The organism is Mycobacterium sp. GA-0227b (assembly GCF_001499855.1).
In the GTDB taxonomy this organism is placed as follows: domain Bacteria; phylum Actinomycetota; class Actinomycetes; order Mycobacteriales; family Mycobacteriaceae; genus Mycobacterium.
Window position 1 is genome coordinate 142,101 of sequence record NZ_LQIK01000003.1, and the last position, 25,108, is coordinate 167,208.

The 25,108-nt window shown below is 65.2% G+C and carries 32 protein-coding genes; 15 read left to right on the forward strand and 17 right to left on the reverse strand.

All coding sequences use genetic code 11. From position 1 onward, the window contains the following. Positions 1-57 precede the first annotated feature (57 nt). The 4 genes from AU185_RS04495 to AU185_RS04510 are packed head-to-tail and all read right to left on the reverse strand — an operon-like array spanning position 58 to position 4,121. The gene (locus AU185_RS04495) at positions 58-903 is read right to left on the reverse strand and encodes an ABC transporter permease (protein ID WP_059102236.1); all 846 of its coding nucleotides are present in this window, start codon (positions 901-903) and stop codon (positions 58-60) included. Then, complete coding sequence (locus tag AU185_RS04500; protein ID WP_059102237.1) at positions 900-1,775, reverse strand: ABC transporter permease; 876 nt, start codon at positions 1,773-1,775, stop codon at positions 900-902. The genes AU185_RS04495 and AU185_RS04500 overlap by 4 nt, the downstream gene beginning before the upstream one ends. 2 nt (positions 1,776-1,777) lie before the next feature. Continuing rightward, positions 1,778-2,944: a polyamine ABC transporter substrate-binding protein gene (locus AU185_RS04505; RefSeq protein ID WP_059102238.1), complete on the reverse strand. Its 1,167-nt coding sequence runs from the start codon at positions 2,942-2,944 to the stop codon at positions 1,778-1,780. Positions 2,945-2,996: 52 nt separating this feature from the next. Further along, positions 2,997-4,121 (reverse strand): ABC transporter ATP-binding protein, encoded by a 1,125-nt coding sequence (locus AU185_RS04510; protein WP_059102239.1) that lies wholly within the window; start codon positions 4,119-4,121, stop codon positions 2,997-2,999. 209 nt (positions 4,122-4,330) lie between these two features. Between AU185_RS04510 and AU185_RS04515 the strand changes: the two genes are divergently transcribed. Continuing rightward, complete coding sequence (locus tag AU185_RS04515; protein WP_059102240.1) at positions 4,331-4,759, forward strand: type II toxin-antitoxin system Rv0910 family toxin; 429 nt, start codon at positions 4,331-4,333, stop codon at positions 4,757-4,759. Positions 4,760-4,774: 15 nt separating this feature from the next. On the opposite strand, the gene AU185_RS04520 is transcribed toward AU185_RS04515, so the two are convergent. The 3 genes from AU185_RS04520 to AU185_RS04530 are packed head-to-tail and all read right to left on the reverse strand — an operon-like array spanning position 4,775 to position 7,658. After that, a complete protein-coding gene (locus AU185_RS04520; RefSeq protein ID WP_059102241.1) occupies positions 4,775-6,247 on the reverse strand; it encodes an MFS transporter in 1,473 nt (490 codons plus the stop codon). A gap of 38 nt (positions 6,248-6,285) precedes the next feature. After that, complete coding sequence (locus AU185_RS04525) at positions 6,286-7,170, reverse strand: alpha/beta fold hydrolase (protein ID WP_059102242.1); 885 nt, start codon at positions 7,168-7,170, stop codon at positions 6,286-6,288. Continuing rightward, positions 7,167-7,658 carry a MerR family transcriptional regulator gene (locus AU185_RS04530; protein WP_059102331.1) on the reverse strand — a complete coding sequence of 164 codons (492 nt, stop codon included), beginning with the start codon at positions 7,656-7,658 and terminating at the stop codon, positions 7,167-7,169. Before AU185_RS04530 ends, AU185_RS04525 begins: the two co-directional genes overlap by 4 nt. A gap of 46 nt (positions 7,659-7,704) precedes the next feature. Here AU185_RS04530 and AU185_RS04535 point away from each other — a divergent pair, with 46 nt between their 5' ends. The 5 genes from AU185_RS04535 to AU185_RS04555 are packed head-to-tail and all read left to right on the forward strand — an operon-like array spanning position 7,705 to position 11,671. After that, complete coding sequence (locus tag AU185_RS04535; RefSeq protein ID WP_059102243.1) at positions 7,705-8,319, forward strand: class I SAM-dependent methyltransferase; 615 nt, start codon at positions 7,705-7,707, stop codon at positions 8,317-8,319. A gap of 18 nt (positions 8,320-8,337) precedes the next feature. Next, a complete protein-coding gene (locus tag AU185_RS04540) occupies positions 8,338-9,453 on the forward strand; it encodes a CapA family protein (protein ID WP_082683737.1) in 1,116 nt (371 codons plus the stop codon). Between the two features lie 53 nt (positions 9,454-9,506). Next, entirely contained in the window at positions 9,507-10,106 is a 600-nt protein-coding gene (locus AU185_RS04545) for a TetR/AcrR family transcriptional regulator (RefSeq protein ID WP_059102244.1), read from the forward strand. A gap of 4 nt (positions 10,107-10,110) precedes the next feature. Beyond that, positions 10,111-10,812 (forward strand): SDR family NAD(P)-dependent oxidoreductase, encoded by a 702-nt coding sequence (locus tag AU185_RS04550; protein WP_059102245.1) that lies wholly within the window; start codon positions 10,111-10,113, stop codon positions 10,810-10,812. A 37-nt stretch (positions 10,813-10,849) separates the two neighbouring features. Then, positions 10,850-11,671, forward strand: coding sequence for a thioesterase family protein (locus AU185_RS04555; RefSeq protein ID WP_059102246.1), 822 nt, complete (start codon positions 10,850-10,852; stop codon positions 11,669-11,671). Positions 11,672-11,690: 19 nt separating this feature from the next. Here the strand turns inward: AU185_RS04555 and AU185_RS04560 are convergent, their stop codons facing one another. Together AU185_RS04560 and AU185_RS04565 are read right to left on the reverse strand one after the other, a co-directional pair. Continuing rightward, positions 11,691-12,095 (reverse strand): death domain-containing protein, encoded by a 405-nt coding sequence (locus AU185_RS04560; RefSeq protein ID WP_059102247.1) that lies wholly within the window; start codon positions 12,093-12,095, stop codon positions 11,691-11,693. A gap of 88 nt (positions 12,096-12,183) precedes the next feature. Then, a complete protein-coding gene (locus AU185_RS04565; RefSeq protein ID WP_059102333.1) occupies positions 12,184-12,969 on the reverse strand; it encodes a bestrophin-like domain in 786 nt (261 codons plus the stop codon). Between the two features lie 266 nt (positions 12,970-13,235). Here AU185_RS04565 and AU185_RS25765 point away from each other — a divergent pair, with 266 nt between their 5' ends. Both AU185_RS25765 and AU185_RS04570 read left to right on the forward strand, forming a co-directional pair. Beyond that, positions 13,236-13,685 (forward strand): SRPBCC family protein, encoded by a 450-nt coding sequence (locus AU185_RS25765; RefSeq protein WP_082683738.1) that lies wholly within the window; start codon positions 13,236-13,238, stop codon positions 13,683-13,685. 355 nt (positions 13,686-14,040) lie between these two features. After that, positions 14,041-14,433 (forward strand): nuclear transport factor 2 family protein, encoded by a 393-nt coding sequence (locus AU185_RS04570; RefSeq protein WP_172800312.1) that lies wholly within the window; start codon positions 14,041-14,043, stop codon positions 14,431-14,433. 677 nt (positions 14,434-15,110) lie between these two features. Here the strand turns inward: AU185_RS04570 and AU185_RS04575 are convergent. Both AU185_RS04575 and AU185_RS04580 read right to left on the reverse strand, forming a co-directional pair. Next, a complete protein-coding gene (locus AU185_RS04575) occupies positions 15,111-15,443 on the reverse strand; it encodes a type II toxin-antitoxin system PemK/MazF family toxin (protein WP_059102249.1) in 333 nt (110 codons plus the stop codon). Further along, the gene (locus AU185_RS04580; protein WP_059102250.1) at positions 15,440-15,646 is read right to left on the reverse strand and encodes an antitoxin MazE family protein; all 207 of its coding nucleotides are present in this window, start codon (positions 15,644-15,646) and stop codon (positions 15,440-15,442) included. Before AU185_RS04580 ends, AU185_RS04575 begins: the two co-directional genes overlap by 4 nt. Positions 15,647-15,900: 254 nt before the next feature. On the opposite strand from AU185_RS04580, the gene AU185_RS04585 reads away from it, so the two are divergent. After that, positions 15,901-16,467, forward strand: coding sequence for a dihydrofolate reductase family protein (locus AU185_RS04585; protein ID WP_059102251.1), 567 nt, complete (start codon positions 15,901-15,903; stop codon positions 16,465-16,467). A 79-nt stretch (positions 16,468-16,546) separates the two neighbouring features. Here AU185_RS04585 and AU185_RS04590 read toward each other — a convergent pair whose 3' ends face one another. Continuing rightward, on the reverse strand, positions 16,547-17,170 hold the full coding sequence (locus AU185_RS04590) for a class I SAM-dependent methyltransferase (RefSeq protein ID WP_059102252.1): 624 nt from the start codon (positions 17,168-17,170) through the stop codon (positions 16,547-16,549). Positions 17,171-17,364: 194 nt separating this feature from the next. Between AU185_RS04590 and AU185_RS04595 the strand changes: the two genes are divergently transcribed. The 4 genes from AU185_RS04595 (at position 17,365) to AU185_RS04610 (ending at position 19,307) form a co-directional block, all read left to right on the forward strand. Continuing rightward, positions 17,365-17,748 (forward strand): VOC family protein, encoded by a 384-nt coding sequence (locus AU185_RS04595; RefSeq protein ID WP_059102253.1) that lies wholly within the window; start codon positions 17,365-17,367, stop codon positions 17,746-17,748. Positions 17,749-17,786: 38 nt separating this feature from the next. Then, positions 17,787-18,071 (forward strand): DUF1905 domain-containing protein, encoded by a 285-nt coding sequence (locus tag AU185_RS04600; protein WP_059102254.1) that lies wholly within the window; start codon positions 17,787-17,789, stop codon positions 18,069-18,071. Positions 18,072-18,193: 122 nt separating this feature from the next. Next, positions 18,194-18,622, forward strand: a complete 429-nt coding sequence (locus AU185_RS04605) for a nitroreductase/quinone reductase family protein (RefSeq protein WP_059102255.1) — start codon at positions 18,194-18,196, stop codon at positions 18,620-18,622. Between the two features lie 37 nt (positions 18,623-18,659). After that, positions 18,660-19,307: an FKBP-type peptidyl-prolyl cis-trans isomerase gene (locus tag AU185_RS04610; RefSeq protein WP_172800313.1), complete on the forward strand. Its 648-nt coding sequence runs from the start codon at positions 18,660-18,662 to the stop codon at positions 19,305-19,307. Positions 19,308-19,317: 10 nt separating this feature from the next. On the opposite strand, the gene AU185_RS04615 is transcribed toward AU185_RS04610, so the two are convergent. The 3 genes from AU185_RS04615 to AU185_RS04625 all read right to left on the reverse strand — a co-directional run bounded on the left by AU185_RS04615 (position 19,318) and on the right by AU185_RS04625 (position 21,929). Further along, positions 19,318-19,638, reverse strand: a complete 321-nt coding sequence (locus tag AU185_RS04615) for a hypothetical protein (protein ID WP_172800314.1) — start codon at positions 19,636-19,638, stop codon at positions 19,318-19,320. 92 nt (positions 19,639-19,730) lie between these two features. Next, positions 19,731-21,317, reverse strand: a complete 1,587-nt coding sequence (locus AU185_RS04620) for a threonine/serine exporter family protein (RefSeq protein WP_059102257.1) — start codon at positions 21,315-21,317, stop codon at positions 19,731-19,733. 51 nt (positions 21,318-21,368) lie between these two features. Beyond that, positions 21,369-21,929, reverse strand: coding sequence for a hypothetical protein (locus AU185_RS04625; RefSeq protein ID WP_231740459.1), 561 nt, complete (start codon positions 21,927-21,929; stop codon positions 21,369-21,371). 593 nt (positions 21,930-22,522) lie between these two features. On the opposite strand from AU185_RS04625, the gene AU185_RS25435 reads away from it, so the two are divergent. Then, on the forward strand, positions 22,523-22,663 hold the full coding sequence (locus AU185_RS25435) for a hypothetical protein (RefSeq protein WP_156425396.1): 141 nt from the start codon (positions 22,523-22,525) through the stop codon (positions 22,661-22,663). A gap of 31 nt (positions 22,664-22,694) precedes the next feature. Here AU185_RS25435 and AU185_RS04630 read toward each other — a convergent pair whose 3' ends face one another. Further along, positions 22,695-23,129, reverse strand: coding sequence for a DUF4383 domain-containing protein (locus tag AU185_RS04630; RefSeq protein WP_059102258.1), 435 nt, complete (start codon positions 23,127-23,129; stop codon positions 22,695-22,697). Positions 23,130-23,256: 127 nt separating this feature from the next. Between AU185_RS04630 and AU185_RS04635 the strand changes: the two genes are divergently transcribed. Beyond that, complete coding sequence (locus tag AU185_RS04635) at positions 23,257-23,904, forward strand: MOSC domain-containing protein (RefSeq protein ID WP_197413465.1); 648 nt, start codon at positions 23,257-23,259, stop codon at positions 23,902-23,904. Here AU185_RS04635 and AU185_RS04640 read toward each other — a convergent pair. Continuing rightward, positions 23,873-25,084 carry an NAD(P)/FAD-dependent oxidoreductase gene (locus AU185_RS04640; protein ID WP_059102336.1) on the reverse strand — a complete coding sequence of 404 codons (1,212 nt, stop codon included), beginning with the start codon at positions 25,082-25,084 and terminating at the stop codon, positions 23,873-23,875. The two genes, AU185_RS04635 and AU185_RS04640, sit on opposite strands and share 32 nt — an antisense overlap. Positions 25,085-25,108 lie beyond the last annotated feature (24 nt).

A 25,108-nucleotide genomic window follows, 5' to 3' on the forward strand; every position in this document is an offset into this window, starting at 1 on the left:
TGCGCGGCCGCCGGGCCGTCGCGCTGTTCCGCTGATCGGACCTCCCGGTCAGTCCGGCTAGCTCTCGATGCGTCTGCGGCGGTACAGGGTTCCGGCCGCCAGCAGGGCGAGGCTGATCACCAGGATCGCCGTCGCGAGCACATTGATCTGCGGCGGCACCGCGGCCTTGACCGCCGCGTTCACATACAGCGGATAAGTCACCGTCGAACCGCTGACGAAGTAGGTGATGATGAAGTCGTCGAGCGACAACGCGAACGACAGCATGGCCGCCGCGACGACGCCCGGGACGATCAGCGGCAGCGTCACCTTGAAGAAGGTGCGCGCAGGGCCGGCGCCCAAATCCATGGAGGCATCCTCGAGCGTCCAGTCGAAGCCCCGCACCCGGGCGCGCACGGTCATCGCGATGAAGCTGACCTCGAATGCGATATGCGCCAACACGATCGTCAGGTAGCCGGTGGCCCACCCCAGGTCGAGGAACAGCACCAGCAACGCCGCACCCATCACGACTTCGGGGGCGGTCAGCGGGAGCACCAGGAAGGTGTCGACCGCGCGACGTCCCCGCCACCGTTGCCGCACAAGCGCTATCGCCACCAGCGTGCCCAACACCAACGCGACCGCCGTCGAAACCGCTGCCACGTTGATGCTCAGCCGCAGCGCCTCGGTCAGCGCCGGGTACTTGAACGGATCGGCCCAGTTGTCCAGCGTGAAACCCTGCCAGCTGTAGTTGAACTTGCCCTTCGGATCGTTGAACGAGAACAGCACGATCACGAAGATCGGCAGGAACAGATACAGCAGCACCAGGCCCGCGACGATCCGCAGCAGGACGTCGCCCCATCGCGCGGATCCCTTGACCCGCTTGGCCGGTGACGGACTCGTCGCGGCGTTCATCGCCTGCAGCGTCATACGAGTTCCTCCGTGCCCAACGCCCTGGTGTACAGCAGGACCCCCGACAGGATGATGCCCATGAGCACCATGCTCAGCGCCGCCGCGGAGGGATAGTCCTTGACCACCAGGAACTGCTGCTGAATCACGTTGCCGATCATCGTTGTCTGCGTGCTGCCGAGATACTCGGCGTTGATGAAGTCACCCGCAGCCGGGATGAATACCAGCAGGCTGCCGGCCAGCAGGCCCGGCATCGACAGCGGCAGAACGACTTTTGTGAAGCTTCGGGTGTTCGATGAGTACAGATCTTTGGAGGCTTCGATCAACCGTGGGTCGATCTTCTCCAGGCTGACGTACAACGGCAGGATCATGAAGATGATCCAGTTGTAGGTGAGTCCACCGATGACGGCCCAACTGGTCGACAACAGCCGGCCCTCGCCGGGCAGCAACCCGATCGCGTCCAGTGCCCCGACCAACCAACCGTCGTCGGCCAGAATGGTTTTCCATGCGATGGTGCGGATCAGGAACGTCACGAAGAACGGCAGGATCACCAGGCCGAGGAGCAGATTCTTGAACCTGCCGGCCTTGAATGCGATCACGTAGGCAAGCGGGAAAGACAGCAGCGCGCACAGCACCGTCGCCATGACGGCGTAGCCGAATGACCGCAGTATCTGGTCGTGATACTTGTCGAACGCCTCGGTGTAGTTCGCGAAGTCCCACGAAAACGTCAGCGTCGGAAGGAATATCGAACCGCTCGCCGTCGACAGCGATGTCCGGGCCAACGAGACGAACGGCACGACGAAGAACACCGCAAGGTAGACCATCGCGGGCAGGATCATCAGATACGGTGCGATCCTGCTGCGCTGTCGACGGCTGCCGGCGACGCCTGCCATGCTCAACCGCCGGTGACAGCTGCGAACATCGAGGCGTACTGCTGCTTCTGCTCGTCCTCGAGCGGCGCCCAGGCCTTGATGCGGTCGAGCGTGGCTTGCGGCGGGTTGATCAGTTCATTCTTGGCCAGGTTCGGGTTGATCTTGTCGAGCTCGCGGGTCATGTCCGAGAGCACCGGCACGAACTGCGTGAAGGCGATCAGTTTGGCGTAGTTGGCCCGGTCGTAGACGTAGTCGATCCACGCCTCGGCCGCCTTCTGGTTCTGCGTCGTGTACGGGATCACCATCGTGTCGACGAAGTCGGTGCCGCCGGCTTCCGGGACCACGAATTGCAGGTCGGGGTTGTCGGCCTGCAACTGCACGACATCGCCCGAATACGCCTGCGCAAGCACGACATTGCCCGCGGCGAGGTCGTCGGCGTAGTCGTTTCCGGTGAACCTGCGGATTTGCCCCTTGTCGTTCTGCTCGCGGACGAGGTCGACCGCTTTCTGCACCGATTCGGTGTTCGGCGAGGCGGGGTCGCCGCCCTGCGACTGCATGATCATGCCAAGGCCGTCCTGGAAATCCGAGAGCATGCTGACGCGGCCTTTGAACGCCGGATCCCACAGGTCGTCGACCCTGGAGATCTCCCGCCCGGTGGCGGCGCGGTTGTACGCGAGACCGACCATGCCCGTCAGGTACGGCGCGCTGAACTTGCGACCGGGGTCCATCGGCGCGTCGAGCATGTCGCGGCGCAGGTTCTTCTTGTTCGGGATGCCGCCTTCGCTGAAATCGTTGAGCCAGTTCAGCTTGCGGACCTGGGTTGCCATGAACGCCGTCGGCACCACGAGGTCGGCGCCGATGTCCTGCTTGCGTGACAGCGGTTCCTTGACCTTGGCGAACCATTCCTCGTTGTCGTTGAAGTCCTCCTTGTAGTCGACGGTGATGCCCGAGGCTTGCTGGAAGGCCGCGATGAATCCGTCGGCCATGTACAGCGGCCAGTTCGAGATTCGTAATGTGCCGCTCGCCGGTGCGCCGTCTTCGGTGGTGGTGCCCGAAGGGCTGGTGTCGGAACCGCACGCTGCCAGGAAGGACGGGCCGAGGGCGAGTGCGGCCGCCGCCGCGGTGCCCCCGCCGATGAAGCGTCGACGTGACACCCAGCGAGAATCTGCGGGTTCTATGCGTGCGGACATGGCGGCTATGCCTTTCGTCGGAGGGGAGGGGAGGGCGTCGACAACCTTCGACTCAGGAGTCGTCGAGCATCTCCTCGAGGTCCTCGGTGGTGGGGATGTCGGCGGCGGGCAGGACCAGCGACGCCTCGGGCGCCCAGCAGACGTGGACGTCGTCGCCCGGCCGCAGCAGCGGCAGGTTCTGTTCGGGACCGACGTGGGCGACGATCGTCGAATCGTCGGGCGCGGCCAGCGTCAGCCGCACCACGGGCCCCTGGAAGGTGAGGTCGGTGACCGTCGCACGCACTGCTGCGACGTCGCCGGTCGGCGCATCCTGGGAAAGGGGAGCGACATGGACGCGTTCGGGGCGCACCATCAGCGTCGCGTGCCCGCCGGGTTCGATTGCGGTTTCGCCGGCACGGGCCTTCAACCGGGTCCCCAGCGCCTCGATGTCGACGAAATCGCTGTGCACGGCCCCGGTCTGCGTGCCTGCCCACAAATTCGCCTGCCCGATGAAACTCGCGACGAAAACCGTTGCGGGACGGTCATAGATCTCGGTGGGAGTGCCGATCTGGTCGACATTGCCGGCGTTCATGACCGCGATGCGGTCACTCATGGTCAGTGCTTCCTCTTGATCGTGGGTGACGTAGACGAACGTGATGCCGACCTCGCGCTGGATGCGCTTGAGCTCGTCTTGCATGGCGTGGCGGAGTTTGAGGTCCAGCGCGCCGAGTGGCTCGTCGAGCAGCAGCGCGCTCGGGTAGTTCACCAACGCCCGGGCCAGCGCTACGCGCTGCTGTTGGCCGCCGGAGAGCTGGCCGGGTCTGCGGTCGGCGTATTCGGTCAGCCGCACGATCTCCAAGAGGTCGCCGACCCGTTTGCGGACCGTGCCTTTCCCGTGTGCCTTGTCCAGCTTCCTGCTGCGCGGGCCGTAAGCGACGTTGTCCCACACGGACATGTGCGGGAACAGCGCATAGTGCTGAAACACCGTGTTGACATTGCGTTTGTGCGGCGGCACCCCCGACACGTCGGCGCCCTCGAGGCGGATCGCGCCGGCGCTCGGGGTTTCGAACCCGGCGATCATGCGCAGCGTGGTGGTCTTGCCGCAGCCAGACGGCCCGAGTACCGAGAAGAACTCGCCCGATGCGATGGAGAAGTCCGCGTCGGCCACCGCGACATCGCCGCCGAAGTGTTTCGTCACGTGGTCGAGTTCGATGACTGGGGCACCTGTGGGGTGGGTCGCCTCGTCACGTCCCGATGATCGGTCAACCGCGGTGGTGTGTGAGCCGGTCAGTGCGGATCCTCCTCCGGGGCGCCCCAACGGTGTTTCTCGGTCAGTTTCCCAGCCGAAGGCGCTGGTTGGGGGAAATACCGTTTACCCGTCCCGCTTCGCCGGGTACGGCATTGGGCATGGCCGCAGTGGATGTTTCGGTGTCATCGGATCTGGAGCCGCACAAGGCGTGGGCGTTGGCCTCGGATCTGAGCCGGTTCGACGAATGGCTGACGATCTTCGGCGGCTGGCGCAGCGAGGTGCCGTCGGACATCGAGGTCGGGACCTGTGTGTCCTCGTCGATCAAGGTCAAAGGGTTCCGCAACACCATCCACTGGCGCGTCACCCGCTATGACGAGCCGAAGGTCATCGAGATGATCGGCCGCGGCAGGCCGGGCATCCGCATATGCCTGACACTGTGCGTCCGCGACGAGAAACCGGGCTCGACGTTCCAGGTGGTCGCCGATCTGTCCGGCGGCCTGTTGAACACCCGCATCGGCAACCTGGTCGCCAGGGTCATCGAGTCCGACGTGCGCAAGTCGGTCACCAACTTGGCCGCCCTCCGGTGAACCATTGCCGGATCCTCAGCCCCATTCGTGGTTCATGGCGCGGGACTCGTAGCGCGCCTCGACGGAATCGACGGGCCGTGGCGTCGGTCGTGACACCGCGATCAACACCAGAGCCAACATGGCCGTCACCGCGCCTCCGAGGAAGATCGCGAAGAAACTGCTTTCCATCGGTACTCCGGCGCCGGGCGTCGACCGGCTGAGCAGCATGGCCACCAGCGCGGCGGCCATCGAGCTGCCGATCGTGCGCGCGATCGCGTTCATGCTGGTCGCCACACCGGTTTCGCCTGCGCCGACCTCGCTGACGACCAGTGCCGGCAGCGCGCCGTAGCCGAGGCTGATGTAGGCGTTGGCGAGGATGCCCGCGACGATGACCTGCCAGGTGTGCGAGTGCGCGAACGTGATGAACAGGAACCCGGCGATGCCCGCCACTGCCGCCAGCATGAGCACCGGTCGGGCGCCGAAGCGGTCGATGTACCGCCCGCTGACCAACGCGACGAGAAAGCCGGTGAACGCGCCGGGCAACAAATAGACGACGCTGGCTTCCAACACCGACGCGCCGAAGCCGTACCCCGCACCGTCACGGGGTATCTGGACGAACAGGGTCAGCCCGAGGAACGCGAAGTACAGCCCCATACCGACGAAGATCGTGGCGAGGTTGGTCAGCATGATCGGCCGCCGCGTGAGCATCGTCGTCGACACCAGCGGCTGTCTGGCTCGCCGCTCCCAGCACCACCATCCGGTCAGCACAGCCGCACCGCCGAGCGCGCAGCCGAGGGTGGCAGGTGACGTCCACGCCCACGTCTGTCCCTGGGTGATCGCCAGTAGCAGAGCCGACAGGCCCACCGCCAACCCGGTGGCGCCGAGCCAATCGATGGATCCGGCGGCGCTGCGCGGACGCCGCGGCACCACCAGAAGCACGATCGCGATCACCATCACCGTGAACGCCGTCGTCAACCAGAACACCCGGTGGTAGCCGGCGTCACCGCTCATCAGCAACCCGACCACGACGAGGCCCGTTCCGCCGCCGAACCCCAACGTGCCGGACAGCACCGCCATCGCCGACATCAGCCGGTCGGAGGACAGTTCCTCGCGCAGGATGGCGATGCTGATCGGATACAGGGCGTAGGACGCCGCCTGCAGCACCCGGGCGACGATGAGCAGTTCGAGCGACGACGTGGTGGCGGCGAGCAGCGATCCGGCGAGCACGACGACGAGTACGCCGAGCAGCACCCGGTGCTTACTGTGCAGGTCGGCGAGCCGCCCGAGCAGCGGGGACGCGGCGACGGCGGCGAGCAGGTTGGCGGTGACCGCCCAACTCACCCCGACGATGGACGCGTCCAGCTGGTCGGCGATGATGCCGAGCACCGGGACGACGGCGGTCTGCAGGACGGCGACGGTGAGCACGACGATGGACAGCCCGGCGACCAGCAGGCGCGGCGACTGGAGTGGCGGGAGACCGGTCGAGCGTGTCGTGTCGGTGTCGACCACGCCCGCTCCGATCGTTAGCCCATCTTCGGTTCTGTCGATTATGTCCGGTGGTCCGCGGGAGCCGGTGCCGGGTGTGCGCCGTCCCGCGTGGTGGTGATGAAGTCGTCGAGCAGATCCACCACCTCACTCGGGCGTTCCACATGCGGGAAGTGGCCGACGCCTTCGAGCACTTCGAGCCGGCATTCGGGCCGCGCTTCTTGCGCCATGTACGCGTGGTCGACCGGGATGATGCGATCCTGGTCACCCCAGATAGCCATGACGGGCATCTCCGATGCGACGTGCAGCCGGTTCAGCGCGCTGACCGCCTGCCCGCGATAGTCGACTACGGAGCGCAGCGTGCGAAGGAACGCGTGGCGGGTCTGGGCGTCCGCAAGTGAGGAATAGGCGCTCCACATCTCCGCGCCTCGGGGCGATTGGATACCAGCGGTGGAGAACCAGTTGCGCAGCCTGTTGCCCGCGGCCAGGATCGCCCGCGGCGCGATGAGTGGGAGCAGGAACTCCGAACCCGGCGCCGACAGCAACCGCAGCGTCCAGCCCACATCGGGACCCAGACCGCCGCTGCTGATGAGCACCAGCCGTTGACACCGGTCGGGGTGTTGATAGACAAACTGCATGGCCACGCCGCCGCCGAGCGATTGCCCGACCACGGTGGCACGTGAAATTTTCAACTCGTCGAGTAGATCGCGCAGCCACACCGCGAACGCACCCAGGGAGTAGTCGCCGCGCGGCTTGTCGGACTGACCGTGTCCCAGCAGGTCGGGTGCGACCACGCGGTATTTCCGCGACAACTGGGGGATGACGGCCCGCCACGTTTCGGAACTGCCGGCCATTCCGTGGATCAACAGCAATGCCTCTTCGCCGTCACCGATGTCTCGATAGGCCACACGGTCACCGTGCAGCTCGAGAAAGTTGATGTCGCTCATGCGTGACTGGCCCCTTCGCGGTCGTCCACAGTGCCTACCCAGAAACCGCTACGGGTATCGCCCGCGCCGCCGCGCTCGGACGCGAGGTCCTCGACCGACATACCGTCGACCAGGCGGTCCAGTGCGCCGGTCATCGTCGGGCACTCGCGCACGGGGTGATCCGTCGGACAGTGCAGGGCGTGGGTGAGGAAGTCCTGCGCACCGCGGGCTTGGGCGATGACATCGTCGAGGTGAGCGATCTGTTCGCGCACGAGGTCGCGCCATTGCGGGCTGGGCGCGTCGAGAACCGCGGCGGCGGTGTCGAGTGGCAGCCCCAATCGGTGAAAGATCTTGAGGAACGCCAACCTGCGAAGCTCCTCGGGCCCGTACATGCGGGTGCCGGCGCGCCGCGCCTGCGGGCACACCAGGCCGCGCTCGTCGTAGTACCGCAGGGCCGACGACGTCATCTGGAGCCGGGCCGCCGCCTCGCCGATCGGGATCGTTTCCATATCGACATTTGACTTCAAGTCGACTTGAACCGGCAAGCTCGCGATCATGTCATCTTCCGTGGAAATGCCCGCCAACCACCACGCCGACCACCCGGGCTTCTCCGGCCCCATGGGAGCGTTGTGCGGGCTTGCCTTTCTGATCGTGGGCCGCGCGAACGCGCGGCTGGCCGCCGACGCCGCCCCGGTGTTCCGACAGGACAGGGTGGTCGACATCGGTTGCGGTCCCGGCACGGCCGCCCGTGAGGCCGCACGCCGCGGCGCGACGGTGACTGGCGTCGACCCCGCCCCGGTGATGCTTCGGCTCGCCCGACTCTTCACGCGCGACGGGGCTATCGACTGGCGACAGGGCGTCGCCGAGCGGGTGCCGCTGCCGGACGGTTCGGCCACGGTGGTGTGGTCGCTGGCGACGGTGCACCACTGGAAGGACCTGGCCGCCGGGCTGAGCGAGGCGCACCGGTTGTTGGCCCCCGGTGGCCGACTGCTCGCCGTCGAGCGTCATTCGCCGCCGGGAGCGACGGGCATCGCGAGTCACGGATGGACGCGGCAGCAAGTCGATTCCTTTGTGGCGCAGTGCCGCTCCGCGGGCTTCCGCGACGTCGAGGCCGAGGCCCGGAAAGCGGGCCGCCGCGACATGTGGGTGGTGCGCGCCCGCCGACCGTGACCGGCGGACAATGAAACCGTGTCGCGCGCGACGGGATCCGATGCCGTCGTCTTCCTCACCGGAGACGTGATGACGGGTCGCGGCATCGATCAGATCCTGCCGCATCCGGGGGACCCGACGCTGCGCGAATCCGTGGTCTCCGATGCCCGAGCCTATGTGCGCCTCGCCGAGCGCATCAACGGACCCGTTCCCGTGCCGGTCGACGTCAGCTGGCCGTGGGGAGACGCGCTGTCGATCCTCGACGAGATGACTCCCGACGTCCGCGTGCTCAATCTGGAAACCAGTGTCACGACCAGCAGCGAGTTCGCAGCCCGAAAGGCCGTGCACTACCGGATGCATCCGCACAACATCGGTTGCCTCACCGCGGTCAGACCCGACGTCTGCGTGCTGGCGAACAACCACAGTCTCGACTTCGGTCATGTCGGGCTGGCCGAAACATTGCGCGTCGTTGGGCGTGAAACACGTTGCGCCGGAGCTGGTTCAGACATCGCCGAGGCGCAGCGACCGGTGGCGGTGGAGATCACCGGCGGCGCCCGCGCAGTGGTGAGTGCGATCGGTTTCCCCTCGAGCGGCATCCCGTCGGGTTGGGGCGCGACGGACAGCCGGCCCGGCGTAGCGCTTGTTTCCGACATGTCCGACCGCGCCGCAACGGCGGTCGCCGGTCGCACCCTGGCGGAGAAGCGGCCCGGCGACATCACCGTCGTATCGATGCACTGGGGCTCGAATTGGGGCTACGAGGTCGACGAGGCGCAAATCCGCTACGCGCATCGACTCGTCGACGAGGGCATCGATGTCGTACACGGTCATTCGTCCCACCATCCGCGACCGATCGAGGTGTATCGCGGCAAGCTGATCCTGTACGGGTGCGGCGACACGATCGACGACTACGAGGGCATCGCCACATACGAGGCCTTCCGGCACGATCTGCGATTGCTGTACTTCGCGTCGGTCGATCGCCACAGCGGCCGTCTCACCCGGCTGACACTGGTGCCGATGAGGATGCGCCGGATGCGGCTCGAACGCGCCGCGGATCCGGATGTCGAATGGCTGCGCGCATCGGTCGAGCGGATGAGCGCCCGGTTCGCGACCAAGGTGCGCTGGGAGTCGGATGGAGCATTGGCGGTCATCTGGTAGCTTTACGATCGGCTAGTAGAAACTTGACGATCGTAAAGCAGACGGGTTTGGTGATGGCGACCGCCGCGACGGACAGAACCGACGCCACCGACACCCGGCAGCGGCTCATCGACGCGGCGGTCGCGCTGTTCACCCGGCACAGCTTCGCCGGGACGTCACTGCAGATGATCGCCGACGAACTGGGATTCACGAAAGCGGCGATATACCACCATTTTCGGACCCGTGAGGAGCTCCTCGGGGCGGTGCTCGAGCCGATACTGGGGGAGTTGCGCACGGTCGTCGAAGTGGCCGAAGCGCGTCGCACCCCGCACGCCAGGGCGGAATGGATGCTGAGCGGTTACGCGGATGTGGCGGTGCGCAACCGGGGGCTCGTCGCGGTCCTGGCCGCCGACCCCAGCGTCGCCACCGCGCTGCAGCAGCGTCGCGACTGGCGCGATCTGATCACCCGGCAGCTACGCCTGCTCGCCGATGTCGAACCGGGCCCGGCGGGGGAGATCAAGGCGGCGATGGTCTTCGCGGGCCTGGCCGGAGCGGTGGGACCGATGTGGGTGCAGTTCGACGACGCTGCACTGGCCGCACATCTGACGGATGCAGGCAGACGAACGCTGGGTTTACGAACGCCACGGCGCATAACGCATCAACGAAAGGGATGAGCAGATGAAGACAGCGGTGGTCACGGGCGGCGGCTCGGGGATCGGACGCGCGGTCGTGGACAGGCTTCGCGCCGGTGGGTACCACGTCGCCGTTGTCGACCTGACGCCGAACGAGGACGAGTTGGCGTTCACCGCCGATGTGACCGACCGCGCACAGGTCGACGCCGCGCTGTCGGCCGTCCGCGCCCGACTCGGGCCGGTGACGATCCTGGTCAATGCTGCTGGCCTCGACGGCTTCTCGCGGTTCAGCGACATCACGTTCGAGCAATGGCAGCGCGTCATCGACGTCAACCTCAACGGGGTGTTCCATTGCGTGCAGGCGGTGTTGCCCGACATGGTCGAGGCGGGTTGGGGCAGGATCGTCAACATCTCCTCGTCGAGCACCCACTCCGGCGCGCCGTACATGGCGCACTATGTCGCGGCGAAGTCGGCGGTCAACGGCCTGACGAAAACGTTGGCGCTCGAGTACGGCCCGGCCGGCATCACGGTGAACGCCGTGCCGCCCGGCTTCATCGACACCCCGATGCTGCGGGCGGCCGAGGCGCGGGGCAACCTCGGGGATATCCAGGCCACCATCGACGCGACACCCGTGCGCCGCATGGGCAAGCCCGAAGACATCGCGGCGGCATGCGCATTCCTGATCTCCGAAGAGGCCGGCTATATCACCGGGCAGATCCTCGGCGTCAACGGCGGTCGCAACACCTGACCGCCGGCCCGCCGACACCCTGTGCGAAGATCCGCCAATGACCACCGAGCCTGCGTATTTCACCCCGACCACGGACGGAGGATTCATGCCGACCGTGTTCGCCCAAAGCCATTGGGGCGATGACCACCTCAACGGTCCATCCATTGTCGGGTTGGCTGCGCAGGCGCTGGAGAACCACTACGGCTCAGCCGAGTTCATGCCGACACGGCTCACGGTGGACCTGTTTCGGGCCGCGCGAAACGTCCCCACCACCGTCGAGGTACGGCTGATACGGGACGGACGCCGGGTGCGCAACGCGGAATGCGATGTGGTGCAGGACGGCCGCCCGGTCGCACATGCCACCCTCGTGCAGTACCGGCGGTCGTCGCCGCCACCCGGGCAGGAATGGGCCACACCGGATTCTGCTCCCGAGCTTCCTGAGCGAGACGACGCGCTGGCGCCCTACATCGGCAGCGACGACGCCGGATGGACACGTTCACCAGCGGCGCACCAGAACACCTCACGCAAGCGCTTCTACTTTTCGAGCGCGAATATCGTTGCGGACGAGAAGGTTTCGCCGTTTGCTCGAGCCGTCACGGTCGCGGAGTCGACCAGCCTGGTGACCAACCTCGGCAGCGACGGAATCGGCTACATCAACGGGGATCTGACCGTCGCGATGTCGCGTCTGCCGGTCGACGACTGGATCCTCGTGCAGGGCGACTCGCACTGGGCGGCCGACGGCATCGCAGTGGGGACCGCGACGTTGTTCGACCGCCAGGGCGCGTTCGGGTCCGGCATGGTGACGGCGGTGGCGAACCCGGCCGCGCAGATCGACTTCAGGAATCGACCGTTCCCGAGGGGCGAGATCAACTACGAGTGATCACGGCTCCACAAGGCGGTCAGGGCTTCTTCCGCGTGGTCCGGCCGCCCGAGGATTCCTTGCTCGGCGGCTGGCTCGAACCTCGACTCGCGAACCGGCCGACGGTGGAAACGCCTGGGATACGCGACACAGAGTTGTACACCTCGTTGCCGGTCGCCACAAGCGCCTCGAGTTGAGGCAGGATCGAGTCCATGGTCCGGATCATCGGATCAGCCAGTGCGAGATAGCGTTCCGCGCGGTCGATCGCCGCGTTGAGGCGCTCTGTGGCAGTGGCCAGATTCTCGATGAGATCGGGCATTTGACTAGCCAGCTGTATCGATGCCGGCGGAATGCGCATGGCTTCGCTCGCGAGCGACTGTGCGGTATCGGCAGCCGACTGTGCGGCTTCCTTGATCTCCTTGGGAGTCGGAACCTTGGGGCTCATGTGACAACGATGCCGCACTGTGATCGCGTTGTCCGTTGATTGGCACAAGCCGCTTGCACCGGCTGGGCCAAGTTTCGCAACGTGACGCTCACGTTCCCCTGTCGACCAGATCGAACACCATGAAAGCCTCTGAAAAAGGTTCTGGGGTAACGCCCATCGGCCCAAACGGGTGGTCCAGGACAAAGATGAGGTACAGCAGCAGGACAAGCAGCACGGTGACGGCACTGACCAAGACGATGTGAGCACGGCTATCAGCCAGTCGCATGTGGCTGGTGAGCATGATGAGGACAAGTCCGCCGAAGATCAATGCGCACCACAACAGCGTCGGGATGCGCGGTTTGGCGTCCAGGATCCGTGCGCTGCGGACAGACGACATTTCCGTCAATTGGCTGAGGAACTGCTGGTCGACCGGGCTGGCTGCCACACCTGGCTTGTCAGCACCGACGATCCGGTACATTGCCGTGATCGCCGCTCGGCCTTCGTTGCTGATACTTCCGAATTCGTTCTTGCCCCATTCCGGACCATGCATCGCGGCGGCGTACCTGCGGAGTTGCTCACGCACCTGCGATTGTTCGGGCTGCGGCATTGCGACGGTCTGGCGGTACATCGTCTTGAGTAGCGACGCCTCCTTGGCGACATTCGTCTCGGCCGAGAGGTACTGCTGCCACCCGACGACCACGGTGAACCCAAGGAGAGCACCGTAAATCAGGCCGACCACCGTGAGGAACGGCGACAGTATCGAGTTGTGCTCCGGGCGCGAGTTCCGGGCAACGATGCGGCTGGCTAGTAGCACGCTGCCGACCGCTAGCGCCACTCCGCCAACGATTACGGCGCCAAGCAGTAACCAAGCGCCGATCACCCCAAAGTCGCCCATGGTTGACAGGATGCCAGCCAACATTTCGTCGCGGCGCCAGATTCGATCGCTTCGTCTCAAGTTTTGCACTGCGCTGAACGATCGTCGGGCAACAATACCGACGAGTAGGTCGTATCGCTCTTGCGGCACAGCGGTATTCGTCACTGTGACGTATTGGCAGTGGCACGGGAGAGAGGGGACCGGTGGTCGATCACCGACTACAGGGGGCCAGGTCCGACTGGCTGAAACCTGCCTTTACGTCCTATACGCCTAGTAGCTTGCGCGTTATGCCAACGTCGGTGTCAATCAGGGTCGAAGAACCGTCGACGGCGACACCGGAATCGGTGTACGACGTCCTCATGGACCTCGACCGGTGGTCGGACTTCATGCCGGGCGTCTCTGCTGCGTCATGGGAAGTGCAAGGAGCGCCCGACACGGGAGTCGGTGGCATCAGAAGGATGCGCCTCGGATTGGGCGTGACCCGCGACCACATCGTGGGCGGGACGAGACCCCACCATCATGCTTACGTCGCAGCGTTTCCGTGGTACGTGCCGCTGAGGGACTACCGAGGCGATATCCGTATTGAAGACCGACCGACTGGGTCCCTCATCGTGTGGACAGCGTCATGTACGCCTCGAATCCCGGGCCTAAGAAGCCTCCATCAGTCGCTCGAAAGAAGCTATGCGCGGTTGGCGGAAGCCCTGGCACGAGAGGCAGAGCGTAGTATTGACACTTAGCTGGGCATGAAAACCATTGTAACTCAATGCAAGTCACTGCCCTTCAACTGGTAATGGTGCGTGTTCAATGGGTGCGAGTTGCTCGTTGCGGTGCGGTCGGCTCGAGCGGCGCTAGCAAACTATTCAGCTGCGAGATCGGCGCCGGCGCGACGCCGGGCTTACGATGCCGTCCAGCGCGCACGTCACTGGAGGAGCCCACCATGGCTCTGCCTTCTCCGGTCCTGGTGCATAGCGGTTGACTCGCCGTCGATTCGTGGGAGCGTACTGTTCTGGCTGCGGAACGCCATTTCAGCCCATCTGAAAGGTAGCCGCCCTAACATCGCGGCTAGTAGCGGTCTTGCGGGAGGTCTCAAAGGTGGGCGAATCGGCGGAGTCGGTGGTTCGAGGGTTTCTTGCTGCGTGGCCGCGCTGGAGTGTCGACGAGCTAACCGGCTACTTCACCGAAGATGCGGTCTGGACCGACGGTCATAGCGAGCCCTATAGCGGTATCGCTGCCATCGAGACCCAGCTTCAAAAAATCGGGCAGCTGGTTCCTAGCACCACGGTCGAGATTACGAATCTCCTTTCGAGTCGCCGCATCGTCATGGTTGAACGTACGGACATCTTCGATTTCAAGGGCTGTGCCTTCAACGTGGAAGTGACGGGCGTACTTGAGGTCAATGGGGATGGACGGATCACCCGATGGCGTGACTACTACGACTCCCGGTTGCTGGAGAGTCGCGTTACTGAGCTCCTGAGCCAGCCGTAGATCGGCTCAATTCAATCTGCACCTTGCGATTGGTCAGAACGTACGGAATGCATTGTGCACCCGCGTAATTCGCCTGCCCAGCCAGTCAAGGCCATTACGTCACTGTGACGTAATGATGGAGGTTGGGGCCGGACAATGAGGAGGGGTCAGTCGTGTTCGATGCTCCGCCAGGAGTGCCCCCGGGCTAGTGGTGCGCGCTCACAAGGTGCGAGTTGCTTGTGGCCAGCGGGGGGAGTGGTGCTACTTCCCAAAAGAAGGGAGCCGCCGGGAGGTAGGATCGGCGACGCGAACAGGGCTGACTGAAATACGTTAGTTGTGAACGTGATTCGCCAGCAGTCAGTCGGTCCCAATTCGTCACTGTGACGGAATAATGCAGCATAGTGGGGGAAGTGGCGAGGGGGTATCCAGTCGCGGGAGGCGCTGCGCGTGAGGCGTGGCCGGCGCTAGTCGGCGCATCCCATAGCGCGGTCGGACGTGCGGCTCCCCGTTTGTGAAACTCGCGACGCAATTTGCGAGGGAAGCCGTCGACAGATTCACAATCGACGGCGGGGGCGGACCGCATCAATGGCGTTCCGTGTCGGAGACCCCCCGCCCCACCCAAGGTCACCAAAGTACCGATAAGCCACATTATGTCAAGTAGGAAACTGCATATTGCGCTGTCTCCCAACGGTTCTCACCTATCGAGCAAGACCAAGGAATGCCGTCATCGCTCGCTCGACCTCGATGACTTGCTCCGCTGTCAGCCGGCCGACTCGGGTTTGGACGTTCGACCTTTTGACGGTAGTGAGCTTGTCGATCATCACGTCACTATCGTGATCAAGTCCGGATAACCGCCCGTCTCCGCCGGCTATCCGAATGCGCATCAACGGCGCATCTAACAGCGTGCTGGACATGGGAGCAACAGTTACTGAACTCGTGGCGTCGAAGAGATCGTCCTGAACAATCACCGCGGGACGCGGTTTGGTCGCGTAGACGCCTCCTGCTACGGACCAGATCTCCCCTCTGTTCACTCCTCATCCCATGGCGTCGAGATGGCCTCGATGAAGTCCTGGTCGTCGGTGCTTTCGTCCGCTCGCGCGACCAACGAAGCCTGGCGGTGCGCCTCGGCGGCGAAACTCTCAGTGCGCACGTCAGGCACCCAGACCTGCAGCGGTCGCAGGCCCCGCTCCCGCATTCGCCGTCGGTATTCTGCGACCCTTTCCCTCACTGCCATGCCGCCATGTTACATGTAACGAAGAATCTGTGCAGCCGGATAGCAGATCGACCGGGTCAGCAAACAGACATTCCAAAGCCACCTCTCCCCCATGATCCCAAGGCTAAGTCGCCGGCACAGTCTCGCCGTGCACAAATTTATGGGGCGACGGCAACCTACGAAGGACGCCGCCTGTCGCTCGCCCATTTGCCGGATTTGCAAACATCTCGTGTCGCGTCGCGATGAGTCTCGCCCTCCGGTGCAGTCTGATCTGCATGGGCAGACTCATCTATGGCTTCAACGTGTCGGTGGACGGCTACATCGCCGACGCACAAGGCAACATCGACTGGTCTGATCCGAGCGAAGAACTGCACCAGTACTGGAACGACTTCGAGCGCGAGACCTCCCTGTCGTTCTACGGGCGGCGGCTCTACGAACTGATGTCCGCGTACTGGCCGACCGCCGACGAGGCTCCAGACGCCACTCCTCTGATCGTCGACTTCGCCCGCATCTGGCGCGACATGCCGAAGGTCGTGTTCTCGCGCACCCTGGAGTCCGTCGACTGGAACTCCCGCCTGGAACGCGGCGACCCGGTCGCGGTGGTGACGAAGCTGAAAGCCGAAACCGACGGCCAGTTGGAGGTGGCCGGCGCGACGCTGGCCGCACCGATCGTGCAGGCCGGGCTGGTGGACGAATACCGGATCGTGGTTGCGCCGACCGCCGTGGGCGGCGGCATCCCATTCTTCCCGACCCTGCCGTCATGGATCTCGCTGCGACTGTTGGAAAATCGTACCTTCCCGTGTGGCACCGTCCTGCTGCGCTACGAGGCGAAACACGACTAACGAGTCGATCCCCCCGCCTACCTTCGAGCACACCAATCCCCCGACGCTGCATGAAGCGCTCGGAGGCGCCCTGTCGGGACTATCCCGGCGTTACGTCCCGGCCGATCGGGAGCTTTCGCCAGGTCAACGCATACCGGAACATCGGCAGCCGTCGCCATTGCACACCGGGGAGCTCCTCTTCCGCACACTGACGTACTTCCGAATACGAGTGCGCTGGCGGCCATACGGTCGGCGCGGTGTGCTCCCAATGGTTTCGACGCAACGACAGCCACCGGTGCTGGACCACGCCCAGCACGTCGACGGCGAAGTCCCAGGGACGTGTCGACCGCGCGAGGCCGACCACAACCAGAACACCCCCAGGCGAGGTCAGTTCCGCGAAGCGTCGAAGAGCGGACCGGAGATCAGGCAGGTGATGCAACGCAGCGACGGATGCGACCACGTCGAAAGTCCGCTGAAATCGGTGGGCCATCACATCGCCGAGAATCCAGTCGACACCTTCGACTTCCCCGCGCGCGGCTTCCAGCACGTCATCATCCACGTCGATCGCCACCACCTCCGGGACTTTCTGACGTAGATCGGCGGCGAGCAAACCGTTGCCCGTCCCCACGTCGAGCGCGGAGCGAGCCTCAACAGGCACTGCATCGAGTACGAGCTGGTGGTAGTGAATGTTGTGATTCCAGCGCTGGGGCTGCTCTCCTCCCATAAGCGCAACGTTATCAACCGTTCTGCGAGGCAACACTTCTCAGATCGTCTGCATCGCAGCACGCGCCCGGGCCGCGAGCAATTGCGATCATGGAGTGTTCGTCGACTGGACAACGACGGCGTATCGCGTGCCGGCCTGCGGGCGACTTGCCGGCAAGGCGATGATTTTCGTCCTGCGGAGGAGTCTTACTGAGTATGACGATGACAACGAGAGTGCTGAGCGTGTCGGTTCCGGTGGCTGACCAGGACGCAGCGCTGAAGTTCTACACAGAGGTACTCGGGCTCGAACTCCGCACCGACGTGGAAGTCTGGCCGGGTGCGCGACTGATCGAGGTCGCGCCGCCGGGCTCGAGCGTTTCGCTGGTCCTTCTTCCGCCCGACAGCGAGATCCCGGTCGCAATCCGGTTGGGCACCACTGATGCGCAACAAGCCCACGACACGATCCGCAAGTCGGGGGTCACCCTGCACAACGAATCGCTGGTCCTGATGGAGGGAATACCGGCGATGTTCTCCTTCACCGACCCCGATGGCAACGGCTTGGTCTACCTGGAGGACACCGATGGGTTCGACTCGCGCTGACCAACCGGCTCGGCGTATCTGCAAGGAGGACAACGGTCATGGCGGATGCACGACCATTGGACATCACATTCACCGCTCGCCTGGGCAAGGCACGCCCCGGTGATACCTGGACCTGTGTACAGCTTGCCGGCTCGGCGCAGATCTTCGGTACTCGAGGTCTGGTCAAAGTCGCCGGCACCGTCGACGGACAGCCGTTCACCGGAGCGTTCATGGCCCTGGGCGACGGAACCCACAAACTTCCGGTGGCTGCTGCAACCCGCAGGGCAATCCACAAGGGCGACGGTGACGAGGTCGAGGTCCATCTCACCGAGCGGTTGAACTAACCGTTCTCTCATCGCTCGAAGCTCCCAATTCCTTCAGCCGCAGTGCAAGTCGTCGTAGGGTCGGCAGAGGTCCACCTCGCCCGTCACGATCATCTGAGCACCGAGCATGGGAGAACACCACGATGAGCGCACCTGATGATTGGAACACCCAGATAATCAACGAGTTCCGCGCCAACGACGGTCGCGTGGGCGGCAATTTCGAGGGCGCGCCGATGGTGCTCGTCCACCACACCGGCCGCAAAACCGGCAAGCAGAGCGTCACGCCGATGATGTACCTGCCCGACGACGACGACCCTGACACCATCTATGTTTTCGCCTCCAAGGCGGGCGCACCGACGAACCCGGCGTGGTACTACAACCTCACCGCGGCCGGCACCGCACGGATCGAACTGGGTAGCGACACCCATCCCGTCAGCGCCACCGAGGTCCTCGGCGCCGACCGCGATCGCATCTTCGGCGAACAAGCCCGCCGCTACCCCGGTTTCGCCGAGTACGAAACGAAGACCGCCGGTATCCGCACAATCCCGGTACTCGCACTCAAGCGCACCTAGCGGCGCTGCGGTTGCGGCTGTCGGTAGCGTGACGGCCGTGAACCTTTCTCGTATGTCTTCCTCCGTGGCGCTCGCGGCCTGCGCCGCCTCCTTGACCATGACGCTCGCCGGCTGCGGCTCTGACACGGAGGCCTCATCGACAACCACCACTTCATCGACAAGCACCTCCTCCCTGGCCGACGAGTTCATCCCCTCGGTTACCGAAACGGCGGATCCGGCCGCCGCAACGTGCCCGACGGCTGCGCCGCAAGGCGGTGGCACGCCGGAGTGGACGTTCAATGGGGACACCGGCAGCGTCGCCGTCACCGGTTCCACCGCGACGGCGGCACCGCTTATCGAGGTCGAGCCGCCGTTCAGCGTGAGTGAGACCCAGGTGCACACGCTGCAGGCCGGTGACGGACCGGTCGTCGCAGACACGGCCACGGTCTTCGTCTGCTACATGGGCGTCAACGGACGCGACGGGTCCGTGTTCGACAACAGTTACGAACGCGGCATGCCGGTTGACTTCCCGCTCGACGGAGTCGTACCGGGATTTCAGAAGGCCATCGCCGGACAGAAGGTCGGGTCGACGGTCGCCGTCGCGATGACGTCGGCCGACGGCTACCCCGAAGGTCAGCCCACCGCTGGGATCCAGCCCGGCGACTCGCTGATCTTCGCGATCAAGATCCTGGACGCCTCACGCTGATCCGAGACTGTCAGCCGCCACCGGTGACGATGTTCTTCGACAGGTGGATGAAAGCACCGTTCTTCCACACACCCCAACGGCCGCCCCAGCCGGAGAACCACACGACGGGCTCTCCGAGCCAGAACTCGGCAGGCTTCCGCGGCGCGTTGGGTGGCACTGGGTCCCCGAGCATCGGCCTCGGGGCGGGCCCGGGCGACTCCGCCGCCAGCGCCGGTGCCGGAGGTGGTGGTGGCGGCGGCTGCGCGCTTGCCGGAGCACCCAGGCCGACGATGCCTGCGGTCAACCCGCCTGCGACTGCGACGACAGGTATCGCTGTCTTCAACAAGCTCATGAGCACGCCTCCAGCGGTAGACCGAATTCGATACTTAGAACTTATAACCTTCGTGTGCGGCGGCCAAACCGCCGCACACGTGTTTCAAGCTACTACTCCTGGGGGTCCTCGTCGTCGTTGCCGGACGTGTCGCTGCTCTCGGGTTCTTCCGTCCCGTCGTCGGTCGACTCCGGTTCCAACGCGACGCTTCGCATCCGCGGGATGATCTCCGTCGGCTGATCTTCGGCCGGTTGTAGGCGCACGACACGGCCGACGGCCCGGCGCAGCCCAGGCGGTCCTTCCTTCCGGATGAAGTCGCCGATCCGGCCGGCGCGGAAGCGCAGCGGTGAGCCGAGGAACTCGCCCAGTACCACCCCGCTGCCGAGCGCGAGCGCAATCGCGATCGCCGACATCATCTGGCGGATGCCGTTGTCGAAGTTGCCGTCGACGGCGAAGGCGAATACGGCGCGGAAGACAGCCAGACCCGGAAGCATCGGCATGATGCCCGCAGTGGCCGTCACCAAGGCGGGCGCTTGTCGGCGGATCGAGATCAGGGTGGCGACCAGACCGACACCGACCGCGGCGGCTCCGCTCGCGAATATCTGGCCGAAGCCCGCATTGCCGAGAGCGATCAACACCGCCTCGGCGAGTCCCGCCGCGAGTCCGGCGGTGAGGATGGCCCGCAGCGGTGCGTAGCTGGCAACGGTCAGACAGGCACCCGCCAGCGCCGCGCCGAATATTGCGAGAGAGATGGACAACGGTCGGCTCGGCGCGATGAAGGATTCCGTCGCGTCGACGTGCAACGAGATGGAGACGCCAGCGATTTCGGCGATCTGCAAACCCGCGAGGATCCCTACGACGATTCCGGAGGTCATCAGCACCGCTTCCCCGAGCCGGGCGAGCGAGGTGAGCATGTAGCCGGTCACCGCGTCCTGCATCGCGCCCACGAATGTCAGCCCGGACAACAACATGACGATTCCGGTTGCGACCATGACCGTCGGACCCAAGTCGGCGTAGAGGTAAGCCGCCACGGCGACCGAGGTGGCTATCGCTGCTCCGGCCACCTGCTGGAAGAAGAACGGCGTGCCGATGCGGTTCAGCCTGCGGCCCACCTGGTCGATGACAGCCGACGTCACGGCGGCCAGGATGCAGGTCAACCAGCCACCACCGAGCAGCATCGCGATGCCCAGGGCGAAGCCCGCCCATCCCACCGTTGCCAGCCAACGCGGATAAGGATGTGGCCGTTCGGACAGCTCGTCCATCGCCTCATGAGCCTGATCGACCGTCACACCGCCGGAGGTGATCCGCTGGACGAGTTGGTCGAGTTCACCCAGTCGGGTGTAGTCGGTCGAACGAGCGTGCACGCCGCGGACGATGGTGACTGGCGGACTGTCCGCGGTCGGCAACGCCGACACGATGACCGTGGTGACGAAGATGTCGACGACACAGTCGGTCAGGCGGTAGGCCTGCGCCACGTCTTGAGCGGTCGCGACGACGTCGGCGGTACCTGACCCCGAGGAGAGCATCACCTCGGCGAGGCGGATCGTCAGATCGAGGACCTTGCGGGTGTGCAGGTCGCCCATGCCGTCCGAACGGCGCCGCCGCTGCCCGGCGATGGGCGCTGGATCGCGTCGACCGCGCAGTGCACTTCGCAAACCACGACGGACGCGACCATTGCCGGGCGTTCGATCTAGCGCCATTGAGGTGCAGGATACTGACGCCGCGTCGCAGTGCCGCACCCAGCGCTGCCGCTAGTCGCCCGCAACTGTCACCTGCGCCGGCCCTCGGGCGGACACCATGGCCCAGGCGGCCACTCCCCCTGCGGCGGCCGACAGGACATGCCACACGCCGTGGTACTGCCACAGGCTGTCGGGTCGACACAGCGGCGAGCCGGATCGGCCTGCGACATAGGCCGCCACACCGAGCATGAAGACACCTGCCGCTGTGATCCACGCCGACCGCCGCTTCCCGCGAACGCCGCGGGCCAAGCCGACCATGCACAGCGCCCCCGCGGCGACGATAGGCCAGTCGTGGACCAGCCCCGCCCACGACGGCTGAGGGCCGTGGTAGACGACGCTGCCGAAACCCACTGCGACAAGCGCGGCTCCAGCCGCTGGCGCCAGGACTCCCCTACCCCGTAGGGCCCAGCACAGAACGGCCAGCCCGGCGGCCACGTACGCCAGGCTGGTGAGGGCCAGGACAGGTTGTGCCAACACTCCATCCGCGATCCGCTCGCAGTCCGAGTGACCGAACGTCGAGTGCCGCATGTCGATCAACCATACCGGCACCCGGCGTCCGAAAACGTACTGCATTGTCACGCAAAGATATTCGGCTCTCGTCGTCCTCAAGGGCAGGGCCCGGGAAGGAACAGTGACCAGCACCATCCGGGCGGAAGCGGCGGAGTGAGGTTGGGAGGCGGCGGAGGCGGCGGCGGTGGTGCCTCTCCTTCGAAGATGTTCTGAGCGACGTTGCCCTGCCCGTGGTAGACGTACCAGTAAGTGTGACAAACGGTTTCGTCCCATACCACCGGGTTCACCCGCAGATTGCCGGTCTGCACCGGAGGATCCCCCGGACACCAGCGACATGGACCCGCGGGACTTTCATCCGGGCACCCGGGCCAGGCCTGCATCGGGACCGGGCGGCCCGGAAATGCCTGAGCAGTGCCCGCCATTGGTCCGACACCGGCGATCGCGACGCCTACCGACATCAGCACAGCGCCGAGGGTTCGCTTCGGGTTGGAAGTTGCGGTCATGTCTGTCCCTCGTGCTCATCGTCGTCCGCGCAAGGCGCCGTCGGGGCAATTACACGAAGAGTGTTCGGCTACCGATCCCAACTACCGAGCGGTTTCCTCAGCCGGTCACTGGGTATCGCAGTGCAGGAAACCTGATGGACCAGGAGAGAATCGATGAGCTCACCGGAACAGCCCGCGGAGGAAACGCCACAGGGCGACGACGTTGGACAGGCGGTGCCGCCGACCGCTCCGGCATATTCCACGCCTCCGCCGGAAGGCGTGCCCTCGGCTGACGACCAGGACGCTTCCGGCTGAGCGTTCAGCGAAGGTCAAGTTCGGACACCGATCACGGTCCCCGACGCAGATCGGCAAGCGAGTTGCGTAAGCCTCCATCCATGCGGATCTGAATACCGGCGACCGCGATCATCACCGCGGCGGTCACCAGGTGCACGACCGCGTCAGTGATGTTGTTGGGGAACGTGAACACGTAGGCGACCTGGTGCGAGAAGAACGCCCAGATCCCGGGCAGTGCGCCGGCCACCGCCGCGACGAGCAGATACAACACCGACCACGACTTGCGCATCGCGAAAACCAGACCCGGCCCGAACAGCGCCAACCCGGCGACCGCATGCCAGCCGTTGTAGTCCATTCCGAGGATCTGCGCGGTCGGCGCATCCGGGCCGGTCGCAAAGCTCGGTTCGACGATGAAGCCGATCACCGCCTGGATGACGTGGAAGACGGCGATGACCAGTAGACCGACCTGGGCGAAACTCCACTTCACGGTCGCACCTCCCGTTGGTGTCGGCAGCTTCGTCGTGGATACTACGCTACGTAGTAGAGATGGTGAAGTAACTTTCTGCGTTCCGAGTCGCCGCGCCGGCCGCCGTTACCCTGTGCGGGTGACGAAAGTGCTGTCGGTGAATGTCGCTCGAGTACGGGTGAATCCGGACGCGCCGTCGAGATCGACGGGCATCGACAAGGTAGCCGCCGCCCACGAGGTGATGGTGCGCGCGCCGGGCCCGATGAGGGGCGGCTTGGGCAGCGGGCTCGTCGGCGACACCATCGGTAATCCGAAGCTGCACGGCGGAGACGACCAAGCGGTATACGCCTACGCCCGAGAAGACCTCGACGACTGGGAAACCCGGCTGGATCGCCCACTCACCAACGGCATGTTCGGCGAGAACCTCACCACGACAGGGGTCGACGTCACGCAGGCGCGGATCGGCGAACGGTGGCGCGTCGGCACCGATGGGCTGCTGCTCGAAGTGTCCGCGCCGCGCACGCCGTGTCGCACGTTCTCGGCCTTTCTGCAACTGGACCGTTGGATCAAGACCTTCACTGAAGCCGCGAAACCCGGTGCGTATCTTCGGGTTATCTCGCCGGGGACGGTGCGCGCGGGTGACGAGATCGTCGTCGAGGCCCACCCCGAACACGACGTGACCATCGAGATGGCCTTCCGCGCACGGATGTCCGACCCGTCGCTGCTCCCACAGTTGCTCACGGCCGATGCCCTGTCGGCCGAACTCAAGGCATATGTGCGTAGGCGTCACGGCTAGCCGCGGCGTCCGGATTGCCCCATCCCTCCCAGAACAGCAGGTGTGACCGCACACCTGGATGGCTCACCGTGTCAAGGACCTTGATCCCGGCATTCGCGATGGCCGGGACGCCGACCACCCGGTGAAAGAACCGGCCCAGACGGTACTGCCTTCCCCAGTCCGCCTCGACGCGCTGCGCGTAGTTCGTGAAGTCGTCGGGCCCGCCATTAGTCAACGCCGCAATCGCGCACTCCCCTGCGGCCATCCCGGACTGCAGCGCCTTCGAAATGCCCGCTCCCGAAACGGGTCTGGCGGCTCCGAGGGCGTCACCGGCGAACAGCACACCCGGCCGCCATGGCGGCCAGGCGGTGAAACCCATCGGCAGCCGCCACGCCTGAAGCGCCTTGGACTTCTTCAGGTCGTCGATCGGTGGCAGCTTCCAGTCGCGCGGAAGTCCGGCCAAGAACTCGTCGAGGAGGGCCGTGGCGTTGATCCGGTGCCAGTTCTTGTAACTGGTGCAGTAGCCCAGGCCGATGTTGGCTCGCCCGCCGCCCAAAGGGAACAGCCAGCCATAGCCGGGCAGTTGGTCCCCGTCGAAGGTCAGCTTCAAGTAGATGTCGAGCGTATCGGTGTCGGGTCGGTCGACGGGCATCTCGGCGCGAATCGCGATCGCCGAATACCCGTGATACCTCGAGTCGAGGTTCAGCGCACGCTTGACCGGTGAATAGGCACCGTCGGCGGCGATCACCGCGTCCGCCCGCACGTGTTCGCCGCCTCGAAGTGTGACACCGGCGACGCGGCCGGCGCGATCGACGATCGCAGCGACGACCTCCGCGCCCTGCCGCACTTCGGCGCCGGCGGTCTGGGCCCGTTCGAGCAGCAGCGTGTCGAGGTCCGTACGGCGAGCCACGTAGCCGTGGTCGGGCATCCCCGGGCGGCGTGGAAACGCGAGGTTCCATTCGCTCGGGCTGAAGACCTTGGCACCGTTCACACGGTGGAACCGCGCGACTTCTTCGGCCAATCCCATTTTCTGCATGAAGCTCACGGCGCGCGGTGTCAGCCCGTCGCCGCACGGTTTGTCGCGCGGAAACGTGGACTTGTCGAGCACAACGACGCGTGCGCCAGTGCGGACCGCCTGCCAAGCCGCCGCCGCCCCGGCCGGTCCGCCGCCCGCGATCACCAGGTCGTAGCCCCGTCTCATCTCACTCGCCTCGGCATCCTCGTT